The following is a 19341-nucleotide window of genomic DNA, read 5'->3' on the forward strand; positions in this document are numbered from 1 at the left end:
CAGCCATGGCGCCAGAGGCAGTTTTACACTAACAAATCACACGGACCACTCAGCGGGGGCCGATCAGGCCCATGGCCTCATCCGCACCTGGGGTGCGAGTGCCGCCAATGCTCACGACGGCGCACGGTTGCCCGACGTGGTCAGCAAGGACAACACCGGCTCCGGGGTCTGGGCCGATACGGCCTACCGGTCGAAGAAGAACGAGGCGTTCCTCGCCAAGGGCATGTTCACCAGTCATATCCACCAGAAGAAGCCACCGCGCCGGCCGATGCCCGAGCGCATCGCCAGAGCCAATGCGAAGCGATCCGCCGTGCGCTCGGCGGTCGAGCATGTCTTCGCCGGACAAAAGCACCGCATGGGCCTCATCGTGCGCACTATCGGCATCGCCCGCGCTCGCATCAAGATCGGCATGGCGAACCTTGCCTATAACTTCCGGCGTCTCGCCTGGCTCGAGGGGCGTACTGCGCCCGCATGACACAAAAACCGGCTCCCAGAGCCGGCTTCAAGCGGAAAATCGGCAGACCAAGAGGCAAAGGACGGGGACAACCCGCCCCTCCCGGGCCGTCACGTCGCCATCAGGCCGAAATCAGTCGGTTCTTCGAGGTGTCCCACTTCATCGGATTCCGCGCCGCCTTCCGGTAGCACCCTTTGAGTTGAGGCCGCGGCGGCGTTCAGAGCCTTCGCTCAGGTCGTCAGCACCCGGCGCGCAGATTCTGGTACGAGCGCAGCCTCGTCTTATCGGACTAGGAGGCGTGTCAGGTACTTGAGCTAGTGGCATGCCCTCGCAAGCACGCTCGTGCGAGCGAGGGCGGCCCGATCAGAACGGCAGGTTGTAGAGCTCCGCCGCATTGCGTTCGAGCACGCGCTTGCGCACCTCGTGGCTGTAGCCGCCCAGCGTCTCGACGATGTGCTCCTGCACGCCGGGATAGAGGGCTGTGGGGTGAGGAAAGTCAGTTTCGAACAGGACCTTGTCCACGCCGATGGTTTCCAGGAGCTTAATGGGGCCTACCTTCTCGAACCAGTAGGTGACCCAGAAATTGTCGCGGAAGTAGTCCCAAGGGCGGCGCTGCGGGGCGTGCGCGGGATCGGCAAGCATCTCATCGAACTGGTGTTCAAGCGCCTCGATTCCGAATGGGATCCAGCCCATGCCGCTCTCGATCAGGCCGATGCGCAGGTGCGGATAGCGGTCGAGTAGACCCGACACCATCCAATTGCCCATGGTCGCGAGGTTGCCGATGTAAAACATGTTTGAGGCAACCGAGATCGCCTTTTCGAACGAGAAGCTCTTCCACGTCATCTTGTTCGGATCGATCGCCGCATTGAGGTGGAAGTTGATCGGGATCCGGTGCTCGTTGCACAGTTCGAGGAAATCCGCCCAGTAAGGCTGGTCGTATGATGGGATACCCAGCGTTTCAGGCATGTCAGGCAGCACGAAACCCTTGATTCCGAGATCAAGGCACCGTCGCGCTTCGGCGTCCAGTTCCTTCTTGTTCCACAAGGGCAGGTGCGCGAGCGTGAAGAGCCGTTGCCCCGATTCCACCTGCCGTTCCGCCGCTGCATCGTTGTAGATTTGGAGCACGGTCACACCGACCTCGTCGTCCAGATGCATCAGCGAGCCGGCTTGAGTCACGCCGGAATTCTGATAGCAAATCTGCGCGTAGATCCCCATGTCGTCCATCGCCTGAAGACGTGGCTTGACTTTGTAGGCGCCCGGGTGCCCCTCCTCGAGGGTGGGGAAGGAAAGGCGACCGAGCAACTTGTTGTGATCGGGCTTGATGACGTTGCCACCGACGATTCCGTAGTCGTCATCGCCCACGAACCAGCGCGTGATACCGTTCACGATCTTCTGATGCGGCACCTTGTCGCGAATCCGCGCAGGCGCCCGGGATGTGAATAGATCCGGCGGCTCAGTGAAATGGGTATCGCAGTCGACGATCTTGATGCCTTCGAGCAGCGGGTGAAGTCCGCTCGCGGCGGCGGCATAGTCGACTTCGCGAATAATGCCGCCCGGGGCATATCCGGCTTCGCTCCAATAGTTCTTTGCCGCGCGCGAAAGTTCGGTGGCTGTGCCGTCTGACATATCATCTCCTCATTTGATCGCTCTGCCCTTGCGCCTGCTAGGCGGCCTTGTTGGCCGCCTGTGCTTCGGAGAAGGGTGGGAACTAAGTTCCCTTGATGCGGTCAGTGCGGGGTATGAGTCAATTGCTTTTGGGCTGTCAGGTCTGCATTTGAATGGCTTTGCCATCGGCCCGGCCAGAGATTCGGCACTGCAAATACTCTGTGTGAAAGTATCAAATTTTGAATGGTGACCTCGAGATCGATGCTTCCGATCGCCTTGCGAAGAGTGGCCCGCGCGGCGTGGATCGGGCAGCGGTGATGGTCGAGGCCACTCTGCGCCTTCTCGGGCAGTCAGGTCTCGAAGGCTTGAATGTTCGCGCGGTGTTGAAGGAAGCGGGCATCAATCGCCGCGTATTCTACGAACATTTCTCCGGAAAGGACGATCTGGTCCTGGCGGTCTTCGCAAAGTCCGTTCAGCTTACCGCCGACGCCTGCCGCAGCGACATGACCGGGATCGTCAGCCCCGTCGAGCGCCTTCGCTGCGTGATCTTTCGGCTGGCAGTTGGCGATCCACGGCCTGGCGAGGATTGGGGGCCGGCCTTGCGGAGGGGGGCAGCGCTGTGCCGCGAGCATCTTCGGCTGGCCGAGGCGCGGCCCGAGCGGCTCCATGCTGCGCTGGAACCTGTGCTTGAACTGATGGCTCAGACCATTGCCGACGGGATTGCGGAAGGTATCATCCGCGCGGGATCACCGGGCCGTCTGTCGAAGCTGATCTACAATATGCTCTCAACAACCGTACACGCGGAATTGCTGGCCTCGGTCGCAGACGCTGGCTCTCCACAACGCCGCTGCGCTTTGGCGGAGGAGATCTGGGAATTCTGTCGCAGCGCCCTAGTCGTGGCCGGCATCTGAAGAAAATCCAGCCCTCGACATCAGAGTTGCACTCATGAGCATGGCATTTTCCAATTGTTGTGTCCGAGGCAAGCGGCCTCGCTTCATTTGCGCCGATAGACGTATTCGATCTGCGTCGCGAACTCCATGAGTTCGCAAAGGTGCATGACGCCTTCGAGCAGTCCCATGTCCTCGACATAGAATCAGGTGTTTCACTGCAGCCGCGAAGGGCCCGGGACGGACGGTGCCAGGCCAGCGAATGCCTGCGCGAGCGATACTCCGGCCATGTCAGCGCCTCAAATTCCGCCGACCGTCGTTCGCAGGTTGATCCAGCGGCTGCGAGGCCGCAAATGAAGGGGCCGAGCCTAGGTGAAGCGCAGGCCGTCAGCGATCAGCCAGACGAGGGCGCCGGCGACTGCGGCTGCCAGCGCCAGGCGCCAGAACGGTGCGGCTACGATGTCTTCGCTATCGCTAGAGGTCGCAAGGCGGCCTGAGATCATGGGCTGTTGATTGCCACTGAGAAGTGACCCGGGGCGCGTATAAATTACCACTGAGAATTGACCCATGTTTCCCTCCCTTCCGGCTGCCAGTCGGAGGGTCTTGGAGTGATCGACATGGACTTACTCAGTGTGATCCGCCGGTGGCATTTCCGGCAGGGGATCTCCATTCGGGAGATCAGGCGCCGGACCGGCCTGTCCCGCAACACCATCCGCAAGTATCTGCGCTCCGATACGGTTGAGCCCAGCTTCAAGGTTCCGTTGCGGCCCAGCAAACTCGATCCCTTCGCGGACAAGCTGGCGGCTTGGCTGCGAGTGGAATCGAAGAAATCCCGCAAGCAGAAGCGGACCGCCAAGCAACTGTACGGTGATCTGGTGAAGCTGGGTTACGATGGCTCCTATAACCGGGTGGCTGCCTTTGCCCGGCGATGGCGGGCCGAGCTTCAGTATGAACAGCAGACCTGCGGGCGCGGGACGTTCGTGCCTTTGGTTTTCCAGCCTGGCGAGGCCTTCCAGTTCGACTGGAGCGAGGATTATGCCGTGTTGGACGGCAAGGTGACGAAGCTGCAGGTCGCCCATACCAAGCTGGCACATAAGCGTGCCTCCATCTGCAGGCATTCGTCTTGCACTGCGATCTTCGTGAATTCACGTAAACGATAGCTGTAACGAGTGTGACGTTCCCGGAATTACTCGGCTCTGGCCGTAAATTTCTGACCCGCAGTTCTCGTATTTCGATCGTCATGACGTAACTCGCGTGGCTCAGCTTACAGGGGTGTTTTCCTAACTGGCTGGATAACCCAGCGCTCCGCATAGCCCTCCATCGACGAGCAGATCCGTGCCACTGATGAACGAGGCACGATCTGAGGTCAGAAATTCTACCGCATCGGCAATCTCCGTCATCGTGCCTTCACGCCCAAGGGGCGTGCGCTCGAACATCGCGCGCTTTCCGGCGCTTTTCTCGTACGCGAGCGCGCCCATTGGCGTTGCTATCAAACCGGGCGAGAGCGTGACTATGCGTGCGCCTGCCCGCCCCCACGCAGCAGCCTCGCGCCGCGCCATTTCGATCAAGCCGATCTTCGAATAAGTATAGGCCATCTGAGCTGTGGTATTTGATGGCGCGAGGCATTTGGCGAGCTTGGACGCCAGTTCGGGCGCTGCGGGGCTGGCTAGAACTGCCAGTTCCGCAGGTGCTGCGCGAATGCTGTGGGCGGCCAGTGACGCGATCAGAATGGCGGAACAACCCGGACTGGCGAGCGGCAGAAACGCCTGTGCGACAAGGGCCGGGCCGCGCAAGTTGACGTTCACGATTTTGTTGAAACTGTCAGCGGCGATCGAAAGACCAGCGACGTGGACGAGCGTGCGAAAACCACCAAGCCCGGCGGCGGTCTGCGATAGGGCCTCAACGGACGTCGCGTCCGTAACATCACATGCTATCGGCAGGACGCTGCCGCCTTCAATGGCCAGGTCATTGGCAACAGCTGCGGCTCTGCTTTCGTCGATGTCAGCTAGCAATACTCGATGCCCGTGCGCCATACGCCTTGCCACGGAGGCTCCCATGCCTCCAGCACCGACCACAATGGCCAGGGGGAGATCCAAGCGGGTCCTTGGGGTTAGTGACATGCATTTTTCTCCTGCACGGTGTCCGTTTCGTGCGGCGTTTCATCCCAGACCGGATAGCCGGGCAGACTGAAAATCATGAATCCGCTGACCAGCGATATGGCAACGCCCGTGAGCAGCAGCGGAGAGTAGCTGCCATAGGCATCGTACGCGGCCCCGGCTGCCAAAGGCCCGATGGCGGAGGCAAGTGCGATCATGCTGGTCATTATGCCGAAGATCGTGCCGTAGTGGCGTATCCCGGCGTAGCGGGCCGTCAGGTAACTGCACAATTGCATCTTCGTTCCGCCTGCGTAGCCGCTGATCATGATCCCGATGATCACGAGGGCCGGCGATGCCACGCTCTCCATCAGCAGCGGCCAGGCAATGGCGGTCGATGCAAGTGTGAGCCCGCCAATCCAGCGGACATGGAAGCGATCGACGAGCGAGCCGGTTATCACCTTCCCTGCAATTCCCGCGACGCCAGACAGGCTGACCATCCACGCGGCATTCGAACGTGATACGCCTGCCGCAATAAGGATCGGGAACTGGTGGACCACGACAGCTATGGTTGCCGTGAGGATCAGAAACGTGGCGATGGCCACTGTCCACAAGGCCCGGCTTCGCCTTGCTTGGGCAAGAGTGAGGCCCGGCAGGAGCGTTGAAGCGGCTGAAATGGATGACTTGTTAATAGCATTGGTGCGTTGCTTGGAGCCGGTATTGTGCAAGAACAGGATGGCCAGGATCAGCGCGACCCCGCCCCATCCCAAACCCAGTGCGACAAATGCAAAGCGCCAGCCGAACTGGGCAATGAGCCAGTTGCTCAGGGGCGGGGCTATCACCTGCGCCACGGCCGTGCCGGACATCGTGAGGCCCAGGGCAAGCCCGCGTGAGGCTTGAAACGTCGATGCCACGGCTGTTGACCACAGCGTAGATTGGACCAGCAGCACGAAAATGCCCCAGATCAGCCAGAGGACGATCCATTGCAGGAACGATCCCGATGCTAGTGCGAAGGCCGCGATGGAGAGCGAGGTCAACACAAGACCGGGCAGGGCGATGCGCCTTACGCCCCAGTTGTCGATCGCGGCGCCGACAAAGGGCGAAAGCACGATCGAGATCAGAGCCGAAAGCGCAATGCCGGTGGAAAGCTGCGTCCGGTCCCAGCCAAATTCATTGGCCAGCGGATCCATGAACACCCCGGCTGCGGGGGTCATGAACGACATGAACGAAAAGCCGATGCAGGAGGTCAGAACCAGCGGCCAGTATCGGCGCCATTCGGAAGGAGCCGTTCGGATATCGGTGGCCAATTGCGCTCTCCATCGTTTTGTTAAGCCGCCTTCGCGGGCGGTCATGCTTCTCGTACCAACAGGCTTTGTCGCCTATGAGTAACAGCATCCTCTTTGAAGTGACGTACTTTGCGCCCGGATAAAAGTCCTGATGCGGAAGTTGGTGAATTTATTGCCATAAAATGGCTGTTTTTCGTCATATTCATCAGCGAAGTGAAATGATATCGCTCTAGCGTAGCGTATTTCGGGAATCCTTGGGGTCTTGGAATATGTGATATAAAGAGGTCACGCAATTGACGGTTGCCGAAGAGGCTGCGAACAAGGCACAAGCTCCGCTGTCTGGGAATGCTGCCTATCGGCGCGGCGGAAGTTGCAGTGTAGCGAGATTGGGCGTGTCCCTTGGGCCGGTACGCTCCATGTCATGTCAAAGGTCAATCAAGGGTGCCGGGTTTTCCGAAAAGCGCAAAACAAGGAAATTGGCAGTGAGCACGACTTCAGCTCTTATGACGTTTGGTAGCGCGCAGGTGCGCTGCGTCGAAGAGGTTAGGATTGCGAACCATATCGAATCCTTCACCAGCAATCGCGACCTTCTGGAGGCGAACCGCTATTGGCTCTATCCGCACTTCCTGGACGATCACGGAGGGTTCGATCTCGTATTCCAAAGCTGGATAGTTGAGATCGGCGGGCGTGTTATTCTGATCGATCCATGCAATGGAAACGACCGTCCCCATTCGGTACCCTATTTCAACATGCTCGACGTGCCTTACATCGAGCGAATGCAGGCAAGCGGCTACCTGCCGCAAGACATAGATTACGTGATTTGCACCCATTTGCATCACGATCATTGCGGTTGGAATACCCGCTTGCGTGATGGCAAATGGGTACCGACTTTTCCCAACGCCCGGTATATTGTCCGCCGATTGGAATATGATAATTTCTTGGCGGCGGACGCGGGGCTGCCAGCCGACGATCTCAACAAGGGCGTCTTTGCGCGCAGTGTCGAGCCGGTCATGGCTGCTGGTCTCATGGACCTGGTATCAGCCGATCACGCTCTTTTCTCGGGGGTGACAATCGAAGGAGCGCCCGGCCATACGTTCGGCCACCAGATGGTCCATTTCCATTCGGCGGGGCAGCACGCTTATTTTACCGGCGATTGCTTCCATCATCCGATACAACTGGCCGATCCGACCGTTCTGTTTGCGGGGGCAGACGACACGGCGGCGCTCATCGCGACCCGGCGCAGGTTAGTCGAACTCTCCTGCGAACAGGATGCCTATCTCATTGCTGCCCATGTGCCGGCACCTTACGCGGTACGGGCTTCCCTTGCCGGCGAAATCGTTCATTTTACGGCTGGCGCGCAGACCCTTTAACGGCGCTGCGGGGCTGGGCTGCGGCCATCGGTTGCCGGGGGCAACCTCAACCGTTTCCGGGACCTGACGCTGCGTCTTCAGCTAGGATCCTGAATCGGCGCTTTAGCCCCGAATGCCATATCTTTCGGCTGAATCGGGCCGCAGTCAGTACAAGGTCGCAGTCTCCCAAACGCAATGCGTCAAGCTCCAGAGACTTCGCGTCCCGCCACTGGCAGACGAACTCGCGATGCTCGGGGCTTTCGTCGTCCAGGGTCGGGTCTGCGAACCGGCGGCGCGAGAAGGCGGAGTTGATGTCGAAGATCAGTTTGATGTAGGTGCTGTCCGCCAGTTTAAAGATAGCTTCCTGCGTTTCCCGTTCTAGCTTCCTTACATCGTCGAAAGTGGCTTCGTCCTTCAGGGCACCCACCTTTCGCTGCAAGTGTTTTACGACTGCCGCCACCTGCACCGGATCACAACGGACCGCCATGCGCATGGCCTCCACCCAGAGTGCGGACGCGAGAACCGTGACGTCGCTCGGTTTCATGTGCAAAGTTTCGAGGTAGGCGCTCACCGTCGCCTCGATAGTTTCGGCATTCGGCCGGGCACTGAAGTACCCGCCATTGATGCCGCGGCGAACTTTCAGGAGCCCCTCGCGTTCGAGCAGCCGCGCTACCTGCCGCACGGTGCTGCGCGAACATCCCAAGAGACCGATCAGTTCTTCTTCGCTGCCGATCAATGTGCCCTCGGAGATGTCGAGTATGATCACGCGCAGTCTTTCTGCGGCGACTTCCAGGGGCGTTCTGCTTCGAGTGATGGCGTTCATAGTTTCCTATCAAGCACGTTTGCGGCGGTACGGTCCAGTCCGATGCAAGCGAACGCAAGGTCTGCTTGGGGCCTTCGCGCGACTATCACGATCGAAGGATTTGGACGCTCATCTCAACGGCCTGGCGCACATGGGCAAGCAGGTGGCTCTTGTCAGGCACGGCGTCACGATTGGGAGTCTCGATGCCTATTGGCAAGTCTTGCGGCAATGCCGCGAGGAATTCTTCGAGGGGAATTTCCCCCTCGCCGGGCAGCAGCCGTTCAAAGCAGGCTTCCTCCATATACGCCTTGCCTTGATCGAGCAGTTTGGCGTCGCATAATTGCGCGCGTCCAATGAGGCTCCGTGGCAGCGCCTCCAATTGCCTTGCGGTGTTCCCGCACCTGTAGAAATGCATGACATCGAGATTGAGTTTGATATTGGCGCGCCCAAGCTCACACAGTGCTGCCGCGGCCTCAAGCAGTCCCGGGAATGCATGCGGAGGCGCGAATTCGAGCAGCAGAATAAGGCCGCGTTCGGCTGTCAATTCCGATAGCTGCGCTAGCTGGTCCTTCGCTTGAGCGACATCGGCGCCTAGGCCGACCGTACCGACGCTGCGTACTCCCATTTCGGCCATGAGGTCGAGGTCTTTCGCAAAATCTCGTACCTGCACGTTGGGGCGAATAGCGAAACCTTCTCCCAGCGACAGCGAAACACCAGAATCTGCAGATGCTGCAACGACATCGCGGCGAAGCCGAGCGTCCTCCCGAAGCGACCATTCCCCCACATCGGGAAGCTTCCACGGTGCCTGGCTCAGAGCGATGGAAATATGTCCACAGCCAAGCTTTTTGGCGAGCGCTATGTGCTCAAGCGGTGCAAGCCCGAAAACGGTTTGCCCATCAATGCCCAGCCGCTTCATGTTCATCCTTCCACACAGGTCGAGCGCCGTCGGAGCGGCGCCGTTTGAGATTGGCCTCTCGGCTCGTCAGTGTCGCTGAGCCGTTCTGCTGGCGCGGGTGTGCCAGGGCGGCTGAAAAGGATAGCAGTGGTGGCAATCGATCTCAAGAGGATACTCTAATTGAGAAAATGCAATATTGTGGTAGGGTTTTCATTCTTAAAGTAGCCTTCATATGATCGTGCTCTTGTAGTTCGCAGCTCGTGCTCTGCGGGTTCTGTGTCGGGGCAATGTGGTGCCGGGTGGTTTGCCGGTGTCCGGTGTCGAAGTTGGGCGGTCTGGCGAATGCGACTGCGTGGGAAGGTGGCTGTCGCTGTTAGTTGGTGGAGGATATATAAAGGATACTGTTCAGTGGTTTTCTGGTTATGCCCTTGCGTGTGTCAAGATGTCTGCTTTTCAAGTTTCTAAATAGAGATGACGTTCAGAACGTCTATATACCCTTAGAAACGCGGGAGGTTGTCCGGGCGTTGGAAATGTTCCGGCGTTGCCGGTGGGGTGGGGCGATGGCAGGGCTTGACTTCAATTAAAGTATCCTGTTTAGAGTGCGTCGCGCGGCGGCGTTCAAATGAAATCGATGCGCCCAGTTGGATTTATTGGCATGGGAGAGAGTAGCGTCATGGCACGCCATCCGTGGGACCTGGCAGGTCGAGTTGTAGTCATTTCAGGTGGAAATGCGGGCATAGGCCTGGGCTTTGCGCGCGGTATCGCAAAGGCTGGTGGCGACCTGGTGATCTGGGGGCGCCGCCAGGATAGGAACGAGGCCGCTGCTGAAGAGCTGCGCAAGTTCGGCGTGCGCGTCCTTGCTCAGGAGGTCGATGTATCGGACGAGGCGAAGGTGATCAAATCCTTCGCTGCCGCCGTCGAGGCGATGGGCAGGGTCGATGGCGCCATTGCAAATGCCGGTTTGATGATGAACCAGGGCTGCTTCACCAATATGACCGGTGAAGCCTGGCACAGCCTTCTTTCCGTTAACCAGCATGGGGCATTCTACCTCGCGCGTGAGGCAGCCCGTCACATGCGCGCGCGTGCGGAAGCCGGCGATCCGGGTGGTTCCATTCTGTTCTGCGCAAGTCTTTCTGCCGTCACCGGCTCGATCGGCATGCAGCATTACAATGCATCCAAAGGTGCCATGGCGTCCCTGGCGCGCGGCATCGCGGTTGACATGGGCAAGTTCGGGATTCGCGCGAACACCGTGTGCCCCGGTTATACAGAAAGCGAAACGGTCAAGGATCAAGGCGCCGACTCTCCGCTCGGGGCCCAGGTTCGCGAGCGTTGCCCGATTCCGCGTTTCGGTACGCCAGAGGACTTCGAAGGAATCGGTGTCTACTTCATGAGCGATGTTTCGCGCTATCACACCGGAGATCTGGTCAAGGTTGACGGCGGGTGGATGGCGAATGCCGGAAAGCTCAATACCTCGGCGGAGCGCAGGGCATGAGCGCTGCAGGGACGAAGTCCCATCTCCAGACCAAGGTCTTTCGGGTGGAGCAGTTTCGCAACCCCGAATTGCCGGCTGAGCGCCGTGCCGAACTCATGGCGGCCGAAGACGAGCCGCTCGACCTGTCTGTCCAGGGCGTTCTCGACGAAGCAATGGCTCAGACCGGCCTGTCGGATTTTGGCCCGATGGATTTCACTGAGCGCCTCGAGGCTCTGCTTGGCGAAGTTGGCGGCAATGCGAACCTTTGGCGCTTTGCGAAGGCGAACTTTCGTGCGGCCTGCGTGAAGCAAGCTGCAAATCGCCTCAAGAACAAGGCCTATCTCGACAATCCCCCTGAGGTCGAGAGCATCGTGATCGACCGGCCGATCATCATCGTCGGCCTGCCCCGATCGGGTACGACGCATCTGGAAAACCTGATCGCGTCCGATCGCCGTTTGCGGCATCTTCCCGTGTATCTGGGCAGCGAGGCGGTGCCGGGGCCCGGCGAAGAGGCCGGGCGCGACGGTCCCGATCCGCGCTGGCTGCGTTCGAATGCACATTGGGAGCGCATGAAGCAGAATGCGATAATGGCAGCCATGCACGAGCATTCGCCGGACCACGCATGTGGTGAAAACGAACTGCAGATGCCGGATTTCACCACCTATCAGTGGGAATGGATGGCGGAGGTGCCAGGTTGGCGCGACTACCTCCTCGGCCACGATCAGACACCGCACTACGCCTATGGGAAGCGGATGCTCAAGGCGATCGCCAACCAGTTCCCGTCCGATCGGCGCTGGATCCTGAAGGGGAACCAGCACAGCGAACAGCTTCTCGCCCTGATCGCCAATTATCCGGATGCGTATGTCGTGCAGATCCACCGGGATCCGCTCGCTATCCTCCAATCGGTATTGACGATGCGCGGTCTCTCCGTGCTTGCCCACCAGAAGCATCCCGATATCCAGGCCCATGTCGCCTACTGGGTCGACCGGATCGAGCGTATGCTTAAAGCCTATCTTCGCGACATGGATTGCGTTCCGCAGTCGCAGCGGCTCGATATCCTCTTCGGGGACGTGATCGCCGATGATGTGGGGACGGCCCAACGGGTCCTTGAATTTTCCGGGCTTCCCTCGAATGAGGACAGCCGGGCGGACATGCGCGCCTACATGGACAGTCATCCGCGGGGCAAGGATGGCCGGGTCGTTTACGATCTCGCTGGAGATTTCAACCTGGATATTCCCGCGCTGCGCGACCGTTTCGCGTTTTATGTCGATCGTTTTCCAGTGAAGATCGAAGTCAAGGCCTAGTGCCGCCGCGTTCCGGGCTTCGGGGCTCGTCAACGAGCGAGCCCGAGGCCCCGACCGAATGATCGGGAGAGTAGATATGACCAATCCAGAACGGGACGCGGGGCAGCCGCTCAATGCGCAAATTATCAATGACGGTGCCGGCCGCCAAGATGCGGTCAGCCTGGGCGACGGCATTTACATGTCGAAGGACGTGTCCAACCTCTATCTGGTGACGACCGGCGAGGGCAACGTCCTCATCAACACGGGGATCATCTACAGCGCTGCCGAAAACAAGCGGCGCTTTGACGCGATCAGCAATAAGCCCGTCCGCAAGATCATCCTGACGCAGAGCCATGAAGATCATATCGGCGGCTGGCCGACCTTCAACGGCCCCGAAGTCGATACCATCGGGCAGGCAAACCTGCCGTTCGTGCGCAAGCAGTACCGCGATCTTGGGCCGGCAATGGCACGGCGTTCACGCCGTCTGTGGAGCCGTGACCAGAAGCAGGAACTCACCGAGCGGCCCGAGCCGGTCCTCACCACTATGTTCCATGACAGTCACGCCTTCGAACTGGGCGGTCGCCGGTTCGAACTGTATTCCGTCAAGGGCGGGGAAACGGTGGATTCACTAGCCGTCTGGCTGCCGCGCGAACGGATCGTGTTTACCGGTAACATGACCGGACCGATCTTCGGGCACGTACCGAACCTGTATACCGTGCGCGGCGAACGTTATCGCTACGTTCAATGGTACCTCGACAGCGTCCAGCGGGTCATTGACCTCGCGCCCGAGACGCTCATTACCGGCCATGGTGAACCGGTGCGGGGCGGCGAGGTCATTCGTGCGATGCTCACGCGTATGCGCGATGCCACACAGTACCTTCGCGACCGGACCTTCGAAGGGATGAACGAAGGCCTTACGCTCTGGGAACTGATGGAGACGATCACCCTTCCGGCAGAGCTCGCAATTCCGCAAGGGCATGGAAAGGTGCCCTGGATTGTGCGTGCGATCTGGGAGGAGCACCTGGGCTGGTTTCGATACGAGTCCTCGACGGAACTCTACAGCGTGCCGCCGCAGGCGGTATTCTCCGATCTCGTCGATCTTGCCGGCGGAAGCGCCCCGGTTCTCGATCGCGCACGTCAGTTGCTGGCTGCAGGCAAGCCGCTGCACGCTCTCCATCTGGCTGAAGCAATCTCCGCAAAGGCATCGGACAACCTGGCGGCATTGGAAATCCAGTTGACGGCCCAAAAGCATATTCTGGACCGGGCGGGGTGCGAGAATTTTAGCGAAGTACGGTGGCTCGAAAGCGAGATTCGCCGCCTTGAAGAAGCAGTCGCAGGAGCAGGCCAGTGATCAATCCTCGTCTTTCAGTCGATTCCATGTCCTCGTACAGCTGGGAGTTCGAGCGCGAGTTCGCCCTCTGGAAGGACCTGGGCGTAAGACATGCCGGTCTGCTCATGAACAAGATCGAGACGGACACCGATCGCCGTCTGGCGGCGCTCGATGAGGCCGGCATTCGCATCAGCACGATCATCACCGCCGGTTTCCAGCTCGCCGATTGCTCGACCTGGGATGCGACGCGTGAAACCCAGATGGCCATGATCGATCTGGCTGCGGCGCATCAGGGCCACTCGATCTACTTCACCACCGGCCGAACCGTGAATTACGACTGGGATCAGGACGCCGCCCTATTTGCAGAAGCTGTCGCTCCGACCGTCGAGCACGCCAAGCGCAAAGGCGTTATAGCGGCCCTGGAACCCACATTGCGGACCAGTTCCTCGTTCTGCACGACGCTGGCAGATGCCGTCGAGATCGCGGAGCGGACCGGGCTCGGCATTGTGTCCGATTTCGGCAACAACTGGATGGAGCGCGGACTGGCGCAAACGCTGAAGCGCGCCATGCCGTACATCGCGCTCGTCCAGATCGGCGACTACGCCAATTCCGGAGCGGGTTCGCGCGCGCACATCGGCCAGGGCAATTTGCCGCTGCGGCGCATGATGCAGGACGTGCTCGACGCCGGTTACGAGGGTGTGTTCGATCTCGAGGTCGTCTCTGCCAACTTTACCGCAGAGACCGATGAGGCGGAACTGCGCGCCGGCGTCATCGCAGCTTCGAAATTGCTTGATGAGATGGGTGTCTGAGCGAGCGCGCAATCGCGCCCCTCAAGGACTGGAGAGGAAAAAGGCATGACGACATTTGAAGGCAAGGCCGCACTGATTATCGGCGCTGGCCAGAACATTGGCCGGCAGATAGCCAAGGAGTGGGCCCGGCGCGGTGCCCGCGTCGCGGTTGCGGACATTTCCGAGGATGGCGCGCGCGAAACGGCAGAAATGTTGCGCGGCCTTGGTTTCGAGAGCTGCGGCCTGCAATGCAACGTGCTCGACGAAGATTCGGTCCGGAAGACCATCGAGGCGGCAGAAAAGCAGTTCGGTCCCCTTGATATTCATATGAATAACGCGGGCATTCTTTCGGGCGGAGATCCTCAGGATATTCCCGTCTCGGAATGGCAGCGCATGTTCGACGTCAACGTGTTCGGCATGGTCCGCGCGAACAACATCATCGTGCCGAAAATGATGGAGCGGGGCTCGGGGCATATCGTCAATACGGCGAGCTTTGCCGGTCTCTATCCGTTTGCATCGAGCAGGATTCACTATGCTGCATCCAAGGCGGCGGTCGTGTCGATGTCGCAGAATCTGGCGCTGCATCTCATGCAGTTCGGGGTAAATGTCAGCTGCCTCTGTCCCGGTCCCGTCATGACGAGTTCGCCCGACGCGATGAAGCATTTCAGCGAAAACTACACGATGCGGGCTCCGGGAAGCCATTTGTGGGTCAAGTCTCAGCAGGAAACCGCCAAAATTCTGTCCGATGCCATGGAGCAGGGCAGGATCATCATCCCAACCCACGAGGAAGTCTGGAAGACGCTGCCCGGAGTGGCCGCCGATCCCGACGCCTTCATCGCGAAAAAGCACGCCGAGTTCCTTGGCGGAGATAATGGCAAGCCCTCGATCACTCAGACCGTGATCGATTCCATCAATGAATAGGGCGCTTGGGATGACAACGCTGAACGCGCAGAAGCGCTCCGAGCGCGGAACGGAAATCGCATTGCAAGCCTTAGGCCGGCAGGGTTCGATGCCGGCTACACCGGTTGAAGCGAGCTGGCGCGATTTCATATTCGCTGAAGTCTGGTCCCGCCCGGGGCTTGATCGCAGATCGCGTTATCTTGTCTCGATCGCGAGTGCCGCAAGCACCAATGGCCCGTGTGACGTGATTGACGATTATGTTCGCGGCGCGCTTTTGAGCGGGGATCTGACCCAGGAGGAGCTTCGGGAGGCGGCGCTCCATCTGGCAGTCTATGCTGGCTGGTCCAGGGGCGTCGAACTGGACCGGGCCATCAGCAGGGTCGTGAAGGACTCTGGTGGCGAACTGTCGCACTTTGCGCCCATCCGCGAAGGAAAATGGGATCCACAAGTGCGCGTTCAGGAAGGCATCGACGAGTTTGATGCCGTGATGGGATTTCCCGGACCTCCGCCGGTCACACCCTATTTCGAAGCCGGCATCGACAATTTCGTCTTCGGCGAGATGTGGAAGCGCAGCGCTCTTGATCAACGATCACGCCGATGGGTAACGCTCGTAGGCGTTTCCGAAAGCTGCGCCCCTACACCGATCCGGACACATTTCTATGCCGCGATGGCCAGTGGTAACTGTTCAGCAGCGGAGCTGCAGGAGTTCGTCCTGCAGTATGCCGTCCATGCTGGCTGGCCCAAGGCTTCCGTAATCCAGGCCGCGGTCTCGGCGATGGCCAAGAATTATACAGCAGGCCTGCCGTGGGACGCTTGACTCCGCCGGCCCGCCCCAGAACGGCCTTCATCGGCCTGGGGAGCCAGGGCGGCCCAATGGCGCAACGAATGCGTGCCGGCGGCTACGATCTGATCGTCTGGGCCCGCCGGCCGGAGACGCTTGAACCCTTCGTTGCCGAGGGCGCCGTTGCAGCTGCTTCAGTGGCCGAACTCGGCGTCATGGCCGATCACGTGGGAATCTGCGTGGTGGATGACGCGGACGTTGCCGAGATTTGCGATCAGTTGCTTCAGGTCATGCGGCCGGGCAGCCTGCTGGCCATCCATTCCACGATCCTGCCGGAAAGCTGCGAGATGCTCGCGGCCCGCTGCACGGAAGCCGGGATCAACTTTCTGGATGCGCCGGTGAGCGGTGGAGGCGGCGCTGCTGCAGCAGGTACCCTTACCGTCATGTGCGGCGGAGAATGCGAAGCCTTCGAACAGGCCAAGCCAGTTTTCGAAACTTTCGCCGGTACGCTGGTGCATCTTGGAGACGCAGGTGCAGGACAATGCGCAAAGATCGTGAACAATGCCCTCATGGCGGCAAACATGGGCCTTGCTCATGCGGCGCTTGACGCGGCCGAGATGCTCGGAATCGACCGGGACGCAGCAAAGGAACTGATTAAGGCCAGCAGCGGGCGCAGCTTCGCTTTCGAAGTGTACGCGCGGCTGCCGCACCCGACCGCATTTGCGCATGGCGCAGCGCTCCTCAGTAAGGACGTGGACTTGCTGCGTGCGAGTTTGGGCAAGAGCCAGATCGCAACGGAACTGGACATGGCATCTGGCGCGTTTCTGAATGCTGCAATGGGCGAGCAGTTCTGATAGACGGCTTCCGCTGTGGCCATCACAGCGCATGGCTGGAAAAAGCGCCGGGGGCTTCGGCTGCCTGCCCGTTAGGGCAGGTCAACCCGGCGCATTGAGGCCTACTAAGGCAAGGCCGTCTAGGTGCTTGCCGTGAAGCAAGCCAAACAGGCAATCCCGCCATCTCGATTGCCGCTCAGGCGCCCAGAACCTTGTTCACGAGCTTTTCGCTTTCCCGCCAGAAACGATCGACCGCGGCTGCATCCTCGACGAAGGGATTGGGGGCTCTTGCCTCGCGGCGGAACCAGTAGCCTCCGCTGGTGAGGCCGCCTTCTTCTTCGGTCGCCAGCCAGATAAGGGTGTCCGCGCCCTCTTGCTCGCTGACCTTGTCCAACTCCCGCGCACGTTCTTGTGTGTCATCCGGCGCGTAAGAAAAGAAGTTGGAATCGACCGCCCCCGGATGAACGGCATGTACCGCTATGCCGTCGTCACCGAGCCGGCTGGCCAGGGCACGGGCAAACAGAACATTTGCAAGCTTGCCCGTGCAATAGGCCAGGCCGGGGCTGAAGTTCTGCAAGTTCTGCATGTCGTCGAGGTTTATCGACGGGATCATCTCGCTGGCATCCGATGCCGTATTGATAATGCGGACCCTGCCCGGCTCTGATTCCTTCGCCGCAGTCCGGAGCAGGGGCAGCAGGGCATTGGTCAGGACGAATGGACCAAGATGATTACCTGCGAAATTGGCCTCCAGCCCCTCGGCGGTCATGATCATTTCCCGCGCCATCCCGCCCGCGTTGTTGGCCAGCAGATCGACACGCGCAGTAAGCGCCTTGATCCGATCCGCCAATTCCATAGCTTCTGCCAGGAGCGAAAGGTCCGCGCGGATCATTTCGACCTCGCCCGTTTGCGAAACCACTCGTATTTCATCTTGCGCCTGCGCGATGCGATCTGGATTTCTGCCCGTACCGATCACCCGCCATCCCTTTTCGGCGAGCGCCAGGGCAACCTGCTTTCCAATGCCCGAACTGGCACCGGTTATCACGGCAACGGGCGAATCTGCGGATGTCATCTATCTTCTCCTCAGGGCTTCCTGGCTTCCTTGCCGTGCCACAATGGCCGACTCCATGCCGACCTTACGGACCGTGGCGATTGATCCCGGGAAGGCCAGGGATGGTCAGGCCGGGGCTTGGTCCGCTTACCCGTTACAGGCATGGATCTGTTCGATAGCCACAATCCGCTCCCGGCGTGCATCAGGCGAATTCGGGGCATAGCCAGCTTCGCTGTTGGGTTGACCCCAGTTGTAGATCGGTCCGTGAGGAAGCTGCTGCAATCCGGTTCGAGCAACATCTTCCGGCGAAGCCATGCCCTCGGGAATCGATTGCCCCTTCCGCTCCAGATTGCGGCGATGCGCCGGGGTGTCGGTCCGGCCGAGGACTAGACTGAGAACATCAATGCCATAGTGCCGCAACTCGGCCCAAAGCCCTTCGGCAAAGCACAGCAGGAAACTCTTCGCGCCGGAATAGACGGTGATGCCATTCAGGCCGCCGTAACAGGCGCCCGAGCCGACCAGCAGAATTCCGCCCCGGCCACGATCACGCATGAACCGCCCGAAATGATGACACAAGCCCATGGTTGTCGTGATATTCAACGATATCAGTTTTTCCCAATTCGCCAGATCGCAATCTAGGAATTGCGCGCCGTTGCTATCTGCGCCAGCGTTCGCGATCAGAAGCCCAATTTCCCGTGCGCCCACCGCAGCGATGATCTGGCCGGCAGCACTCGCAGATGCCAGATCCACGCAGGCGGTCACCACCTCAACACCCTTTTCGCGAAGTTCTGCTGCGAGCGCGGCAAGCGGTGCCTCGCGGCGCGCGATGAGAATGCAATTCATGCCCTCGTCCGCCAGGCGCCGTGCAAATGCGCTTCCGGTCCCTTCGGAGGCACCCGTGATCACAGCCCATGGCCCGTACTTTTTTGAGAACGTCATTTTACATCTCTTCCGGATATTCGAAGATCGATGCCGCAAATCAGCGCGGTATCCTGCGTCAACGCGACGTATCAGGTGCCGGGGACGCTGCTGAATCCAGTTCGTGGAATGCGGCAAGCATCGCTGCCTTCGCAATGTTCGCGGCGGGAAAACCGCAATAGGGAACGGCGAGGTACAGGATTTCCTCGATTTCCTTCTGCGAGAGTCCGTTCACAAGCCCGATTTTCGTATGGTAGCGAATCTCGTCGGACTGCCTCAATGCGATCAGCATTCCCAGAACGACGCAACTCTGGAGTTTCCGTGCAAGGTTTTCACGGGCCCAGACCGTGCCAAAGGAAAAATCGGTGGACCAGCGGGCGCACTCGACCCCGAAGTCATCTGTTTCCAGGTAATCGCGCAGGCCTTGCGCCAGCTCTTCGCCATGAAACGCCTCGAAGAGTGCCATCCCTTTTTCACTGGAATTATCCATGGCCATTGTCCCTTTCACATTCGCCCAAGCTGAAAAGCAGCGGGATTGCGGTTCGTGAACTTTTAACAGGTTGCGGAAAAAGGGCGTCGCCGTGGCCGGCAGTGCCCAGCCTTCGGGGTAGTGGTGCG

At 59.8% G+C, this 19341-nt stretch carries 19 protein-coding genes and 1 pseudogene; 11 read left to right on the forward strand and 9 right to left on the reverse strand.

Going from position 1 to position 19341, the window contains the following annotated elements; translation table 11 throughout:
* Positions 1-475, forward strand: a 475-nt coding sequence (locus IEX64_RS22960) for a transposase (protein WP_229710685.1), incomplete at its 5' end; no start/stop codon positions are given.
* Between the two features lie 342 nt (positions 476-817).
* On the opposite strand, the gene IEX64_RS22965 is transcribed toward IEX64_RS22960, so the two are convergent.
* On the reverse strand, positions 818-2080 hold the full coding sequence (locus tag IEX64_RS22965) for an amidohydrolase family protein (protein ID WP_188823667.1): 1263 nt from the start codon (positions 2078-2080) through the stop codon (positions 818-820).
* Between the two features lie 218 nt (positions 2081-2298).
* Here IEX64_RS22965 and IEX64_RS22970 point away from each other — a divergent pair, with 218 nt between their 5' ends.
* The gene (locus tag IEX64_RS22970) at positions 2299-2970 is read left to right on the forward strand and encodes a TetR/AcrR family transcriptional regulator (protein ID WP_188823669.1); all 672 of its coding nucleotides are present in this window, start codon (positions 2299-2301) and stop codon (positions 2968-2970) included.
* Positions 2971-3314: 344 nt separating this feature from the next.
* Here the strand turns inward: IEX64_RS22970 and IEX64_RS24660 are convergent, their stop codons facing one another.
* Positions 3315-3449, reverse strand: coding sequence for a hypothetical protein (locus IEX64_RS24660; protein ID WP_268238474.1), 135 nt, complete (start codon positions 3447-3449; stop codon positions 3315-3317).
* A 114-nt stretch (positions 3450-3563) separates the two neighbouring features.
* Between IEX64_RS24660 and IEX64_RS22975 the strand changes: the two are divergent.
* Positions 3564-4061 (forward strand): annotated as a pseudogene (locus IEX64_RS22975) (IS21 family transposase); the annotation flags it as partial.
* A 165-nt stretch (positions 4062-4226) separates the two neighbouring features.
* Here IEX64_RS22975 and IEX64_RS22980 read toward each other — a convergent pair.
* Positions 4227-5066 carry an SDR family oxidoreductase gene (locus tag IEX64_RS22980; protein ID WP_268238475.1) on the reverse strand — a complete coding sequence of 280 codons (840 nt, stop codon included), beginning with the start codon at positions 5064-5066 and terminating at the stop codon, positions 4227-4229.
* Entirely contained in the window at positions 5057-6391 is a 1335-nt protein-coding gene (locus IEX64_RS22985; protein WP_229710688.1) for an MFS transporter, read from the reverse strand. Before IEX64_RS22985 ends, IEX64_RS22980 begins: the two co-directional genes overlap by 10 nt.
* 416 nt (positions 6392-6807) lie before the next feature.
* On the opposite strand from IEX64_RS22985, the gene IEX64_RS22990 reads away from it, so the two are divergent.
* The gene (locus tag IEX64_RS22990; protein ID WP_188823673.1) at positions 6808-7695 is read left to right on the forward strand and encodes an MBL fold metallo-hydrolase; all 888 of its coding nucleotides are present in this window, start codon (positions 6808-6810) and stop codon (positions 7693-7695) included.
* A 46-nt stretch (positions 7696-7741) separates the two neighbouring features.
* Here the strand turns inward: IEX64_RS22990 and IEX64_RS22995 are convergent, their stop codons facing one another.
* Together IEX64_RS22995 and IEX64_RS23000 are read right to left on the reverse strand one after the other, a co-directional pair.
* Positions 7742-8497: a FadR/GntR family transcriptional regulator gene (locus tag IEX64_RS22995; protein WP_188823675.1), complete on the reverse strand. Its 756-nt coding sequence runs from the start codon at positions 8495-8497 to the stop codon at positions 7742-7744.
* A gap of 85 nt (positions 8498-8582) precedes the next feature.
* Complete coding sequence (locus tag IEX64_RS23000) at positions 8583-9392, reverse strand: sugar phosphate isomerase/epimerase family protein (RefSeq protein WP_188823677.1); 810 nt, start codon at positions 9390-9392, stop codon at positions 8583-8585.
* Positions 9393-10044: 652 nt separating this feature from the next.
* Between IEX64_RS23000 and IEX64_RS23005 the strand changes: the two genes are divergently transcribed.
* The 7 genes from IEX64_RS23005 to IEX64_RS23035 all read left to right on the forward strand — a co-directional run bounded on the left by IEX64_RS23005 (position 10045) and on the right by IEX64_RS23035 (position 16778).
* Positions 10045-10863, forward strand: a complete 819-nt coding sequence (locus IEX64_RS23005) for an SDR family NAD(P)-dependent oxidoreductase (protein WP_188823679.1) — start codon at positions 10045-10047, stop codon at positions 10861-10863.
* Positions 10860-12146, forward strand: a complete 1287-nt coding sequence (locus tag IEX64_RS23010; protein WP_188823681.1) for a sulfotransferase family protein — start codon at positions 10860-10862, stop codon at positions 12144-12146. Before IEX64_RS23005 ends, IEX64_RS23010 begins: the two co-directional genes overlap by 4 nt.
* A 76-nt stretch (positions 12147-12222) precedes the next feature.
* Complete coding sequence (locus IEX64_RS23015) at positions 12223-13476, forward strand: alkyl sulfatase dimerization domain-containing protein (protein ID WP_188823683.1); 1254 nt, start codon at positions 12223-12225, stop codon at positions 13474-13476.
* Positions 13473-14264: a sugar phosphate isomerase/epimerase family protein gene (locus IEX64_RS23020; RefSeq protein WP_188823685.1), complete on the forward strand. Its 792-nt coding sequence runs from the start codon at positions 13473-13475 to the stop codon at positions 14262-14264. The genes IEX64_RS23015 and IEX64_RS23020 overlap by 4 nt, the downstream gene beginning before the upstream one ends.
* A 45-nt stretch (positions 14265-14309) precedes the next feature.
* On the forward strand, positions 14310-15164 hold the full coding sequence (locus IEX64_RS23025; RefSeq protein ID WP_188823687.1) for an SDR family NAD(P)-dependent oxidoreductase: 855 nt from the start codon (positions 14310-14312) through the stop codon (positions 15162-15164).
* A gap of 10 nt (positions 15165-15174) precedes the next feature.
* On the forward strand, positions 15175-15960 hold the full coding sequence (locus IEX64_RS23030) for a carboxymuconolactone decarboxylase family protein (RefSeq protein ID WP_188823689.1): 786 nt from the start codon (positions 15175-15177) through the stop codon (positions 15958-15960).
* A complete protein-coding gene (locus IEX64_RS23035; protein ID WP_268238476.1) occupies positions 15957-16778 on the forward strand; it encodes an NAD(P)-dependent oxidoreductase in 822 nt (273 codons plus the stop codon). Before IEX64_RS23030 ends, IEX64_RS23035 begins: the two co-directional genes overlap by 4 nt.
* 175 nt (positions 16779-16953) lie before the next feature.
* On the opposite strand, the gene IEX64_RS23040 is transcribed toward IEX64_RS23035, so the two are convergent.
* From IEX64_RS23040 to IEX64_RS23050, 3 genes are all read right to left on the reverse strand, one after another.
* Positions 16954-17799, reverse strand: a complete 846-nt coding sequence (locus tag IEX64_RS23040) for an SDR family NAD(P)-dependent oxidoreductase (protein ID WP_229710689.1) — start codon at positions 17797-17799, stop codon at positions 16954-16956.
* Between the two features lie 153 nt (positions 17800-17952).
* Positions 17953-18744, reverse strand: coding sequence for an SDR family NAD(P)-dependent oxidoreductase (locus IEX64_RS23045; RefSeq protein WP_188823695.1), 792 nt, complete (start codon positions 18742-18744; stop codon positions 17953-17955).
* Positions 18745-18802: 58 nt separating this feature from the next.
* Positions 18803-19341: carboxymuconolactone decarboxylase family protein (locus tag IEX64_RS23050; protein WP_188823697.1), on the reverse strand; the 539-nt coding region annotated here is incomplete at its 5' end.

It is taken from the genome of Novosphingobium indicum (assembly GCF_014645195.1).
In the GTDB taxonomy this organism is placed as follows: domain Bacteria; phylum Pseudomonadota; class Alphaproteobacteria; order Sphingomonadales; family Sphingomonadaceae; genus Novosphingobium; species Novosphingobium indicum.

What these genes read in the sequence shown, in the direction of transcription:
- IEX64_RS23025 (WP_188823687.1), top strand. Translation starts at nt 14,310, where the DNA reads ATGACGACATTTGAAGGCAAGGCCGCACTGATTATCGGCGCTGGCCAG.
- IEX64_RS23010 (WP_188823681.1), top strand. Translation starts at nt 10,860, where the DNA reads ATGAGCGCTGCAGGGACGAAGTCCCATCTCCAGACCAAGGTCTTTCGG.
- IEX64_RS23015 (WP_188823683.1), top strand. Translation starts at nt 12,223, where the DNA reads ATGACCAATCCAGAACGGGACGCGGGGCAGCCGCTCAATGCGCAAATT.
- IEX64_RS24660 (WP_268238474.1), bottom strand. Translation starts at nt 3,449, where the DNA reads ATGATCTCAGGCCGCCTTGCGACCTCTAGCGATAGCGAAGACATCGTA.
- IEX64_RS22995 (WP_188823675.1), bottom strand. Translation starts at nt 8,497, where the DNA reads ATGAACGCCATCACTCGAAGCAGAACGCCCCTGGAAGTCGCCGCAGAA.
- IEX64_RS22965 (WP_188823667.1), bottom strand. Translation starts at nt 2,080, where the DNA reads ATGTCAGACGGCACAGCCACCGAACTTTCGCGCGCGGCAAAGAACTAT.
- IEX64_RS23005 (WP_188823679.1), top strand. Translation starts at nt 10,045, where the DNA reads ATGGCACGCCATCCGTGGGACCTGGCAGGTCGAGTTGTAGTCATTTCA.
- IEX64_RS22980 (WP_268238475.1), bottom strand. Translation starts at nt 5,066, where the DNA reads ATGTCACTAACCCCAAGGACCCGCTTGGATCTCCCCCTGGCCATTGTG.
- IEX64_RS23045 (WP_188823695.1), bottom strand. Translation starts at nt 18,744, where the DNA reads ATGACGTTCTCAAAAAAGTACGGGCCATGGGCTGTGATCACGGGTGCC.
- IEX64_RS22985 (WP_229710688.1), bottom strand. Translation starts at nt 6,391, where the DNA reads ATGACCGCCCGCGAAGGCGGCTTAACAAAACGATGGAGAGCGCAATTG.
- IEX64_RS23030 (WP_188823689.1), top strand. Translation starts at nt 15,175, where the DNA reads ATGACAACGCTGAACGCGCAGAAGCGCTCCGAGCGCGGAACGGAAATC.
- IEX64_RS23000 (WP_188823677.1), bottom strand. Translation starts at nt 9,392, where the DNA reads ATGAAGCGGCTGGGCATTGATGGGCAAACCGTTTTCGGGCTTGCACCG.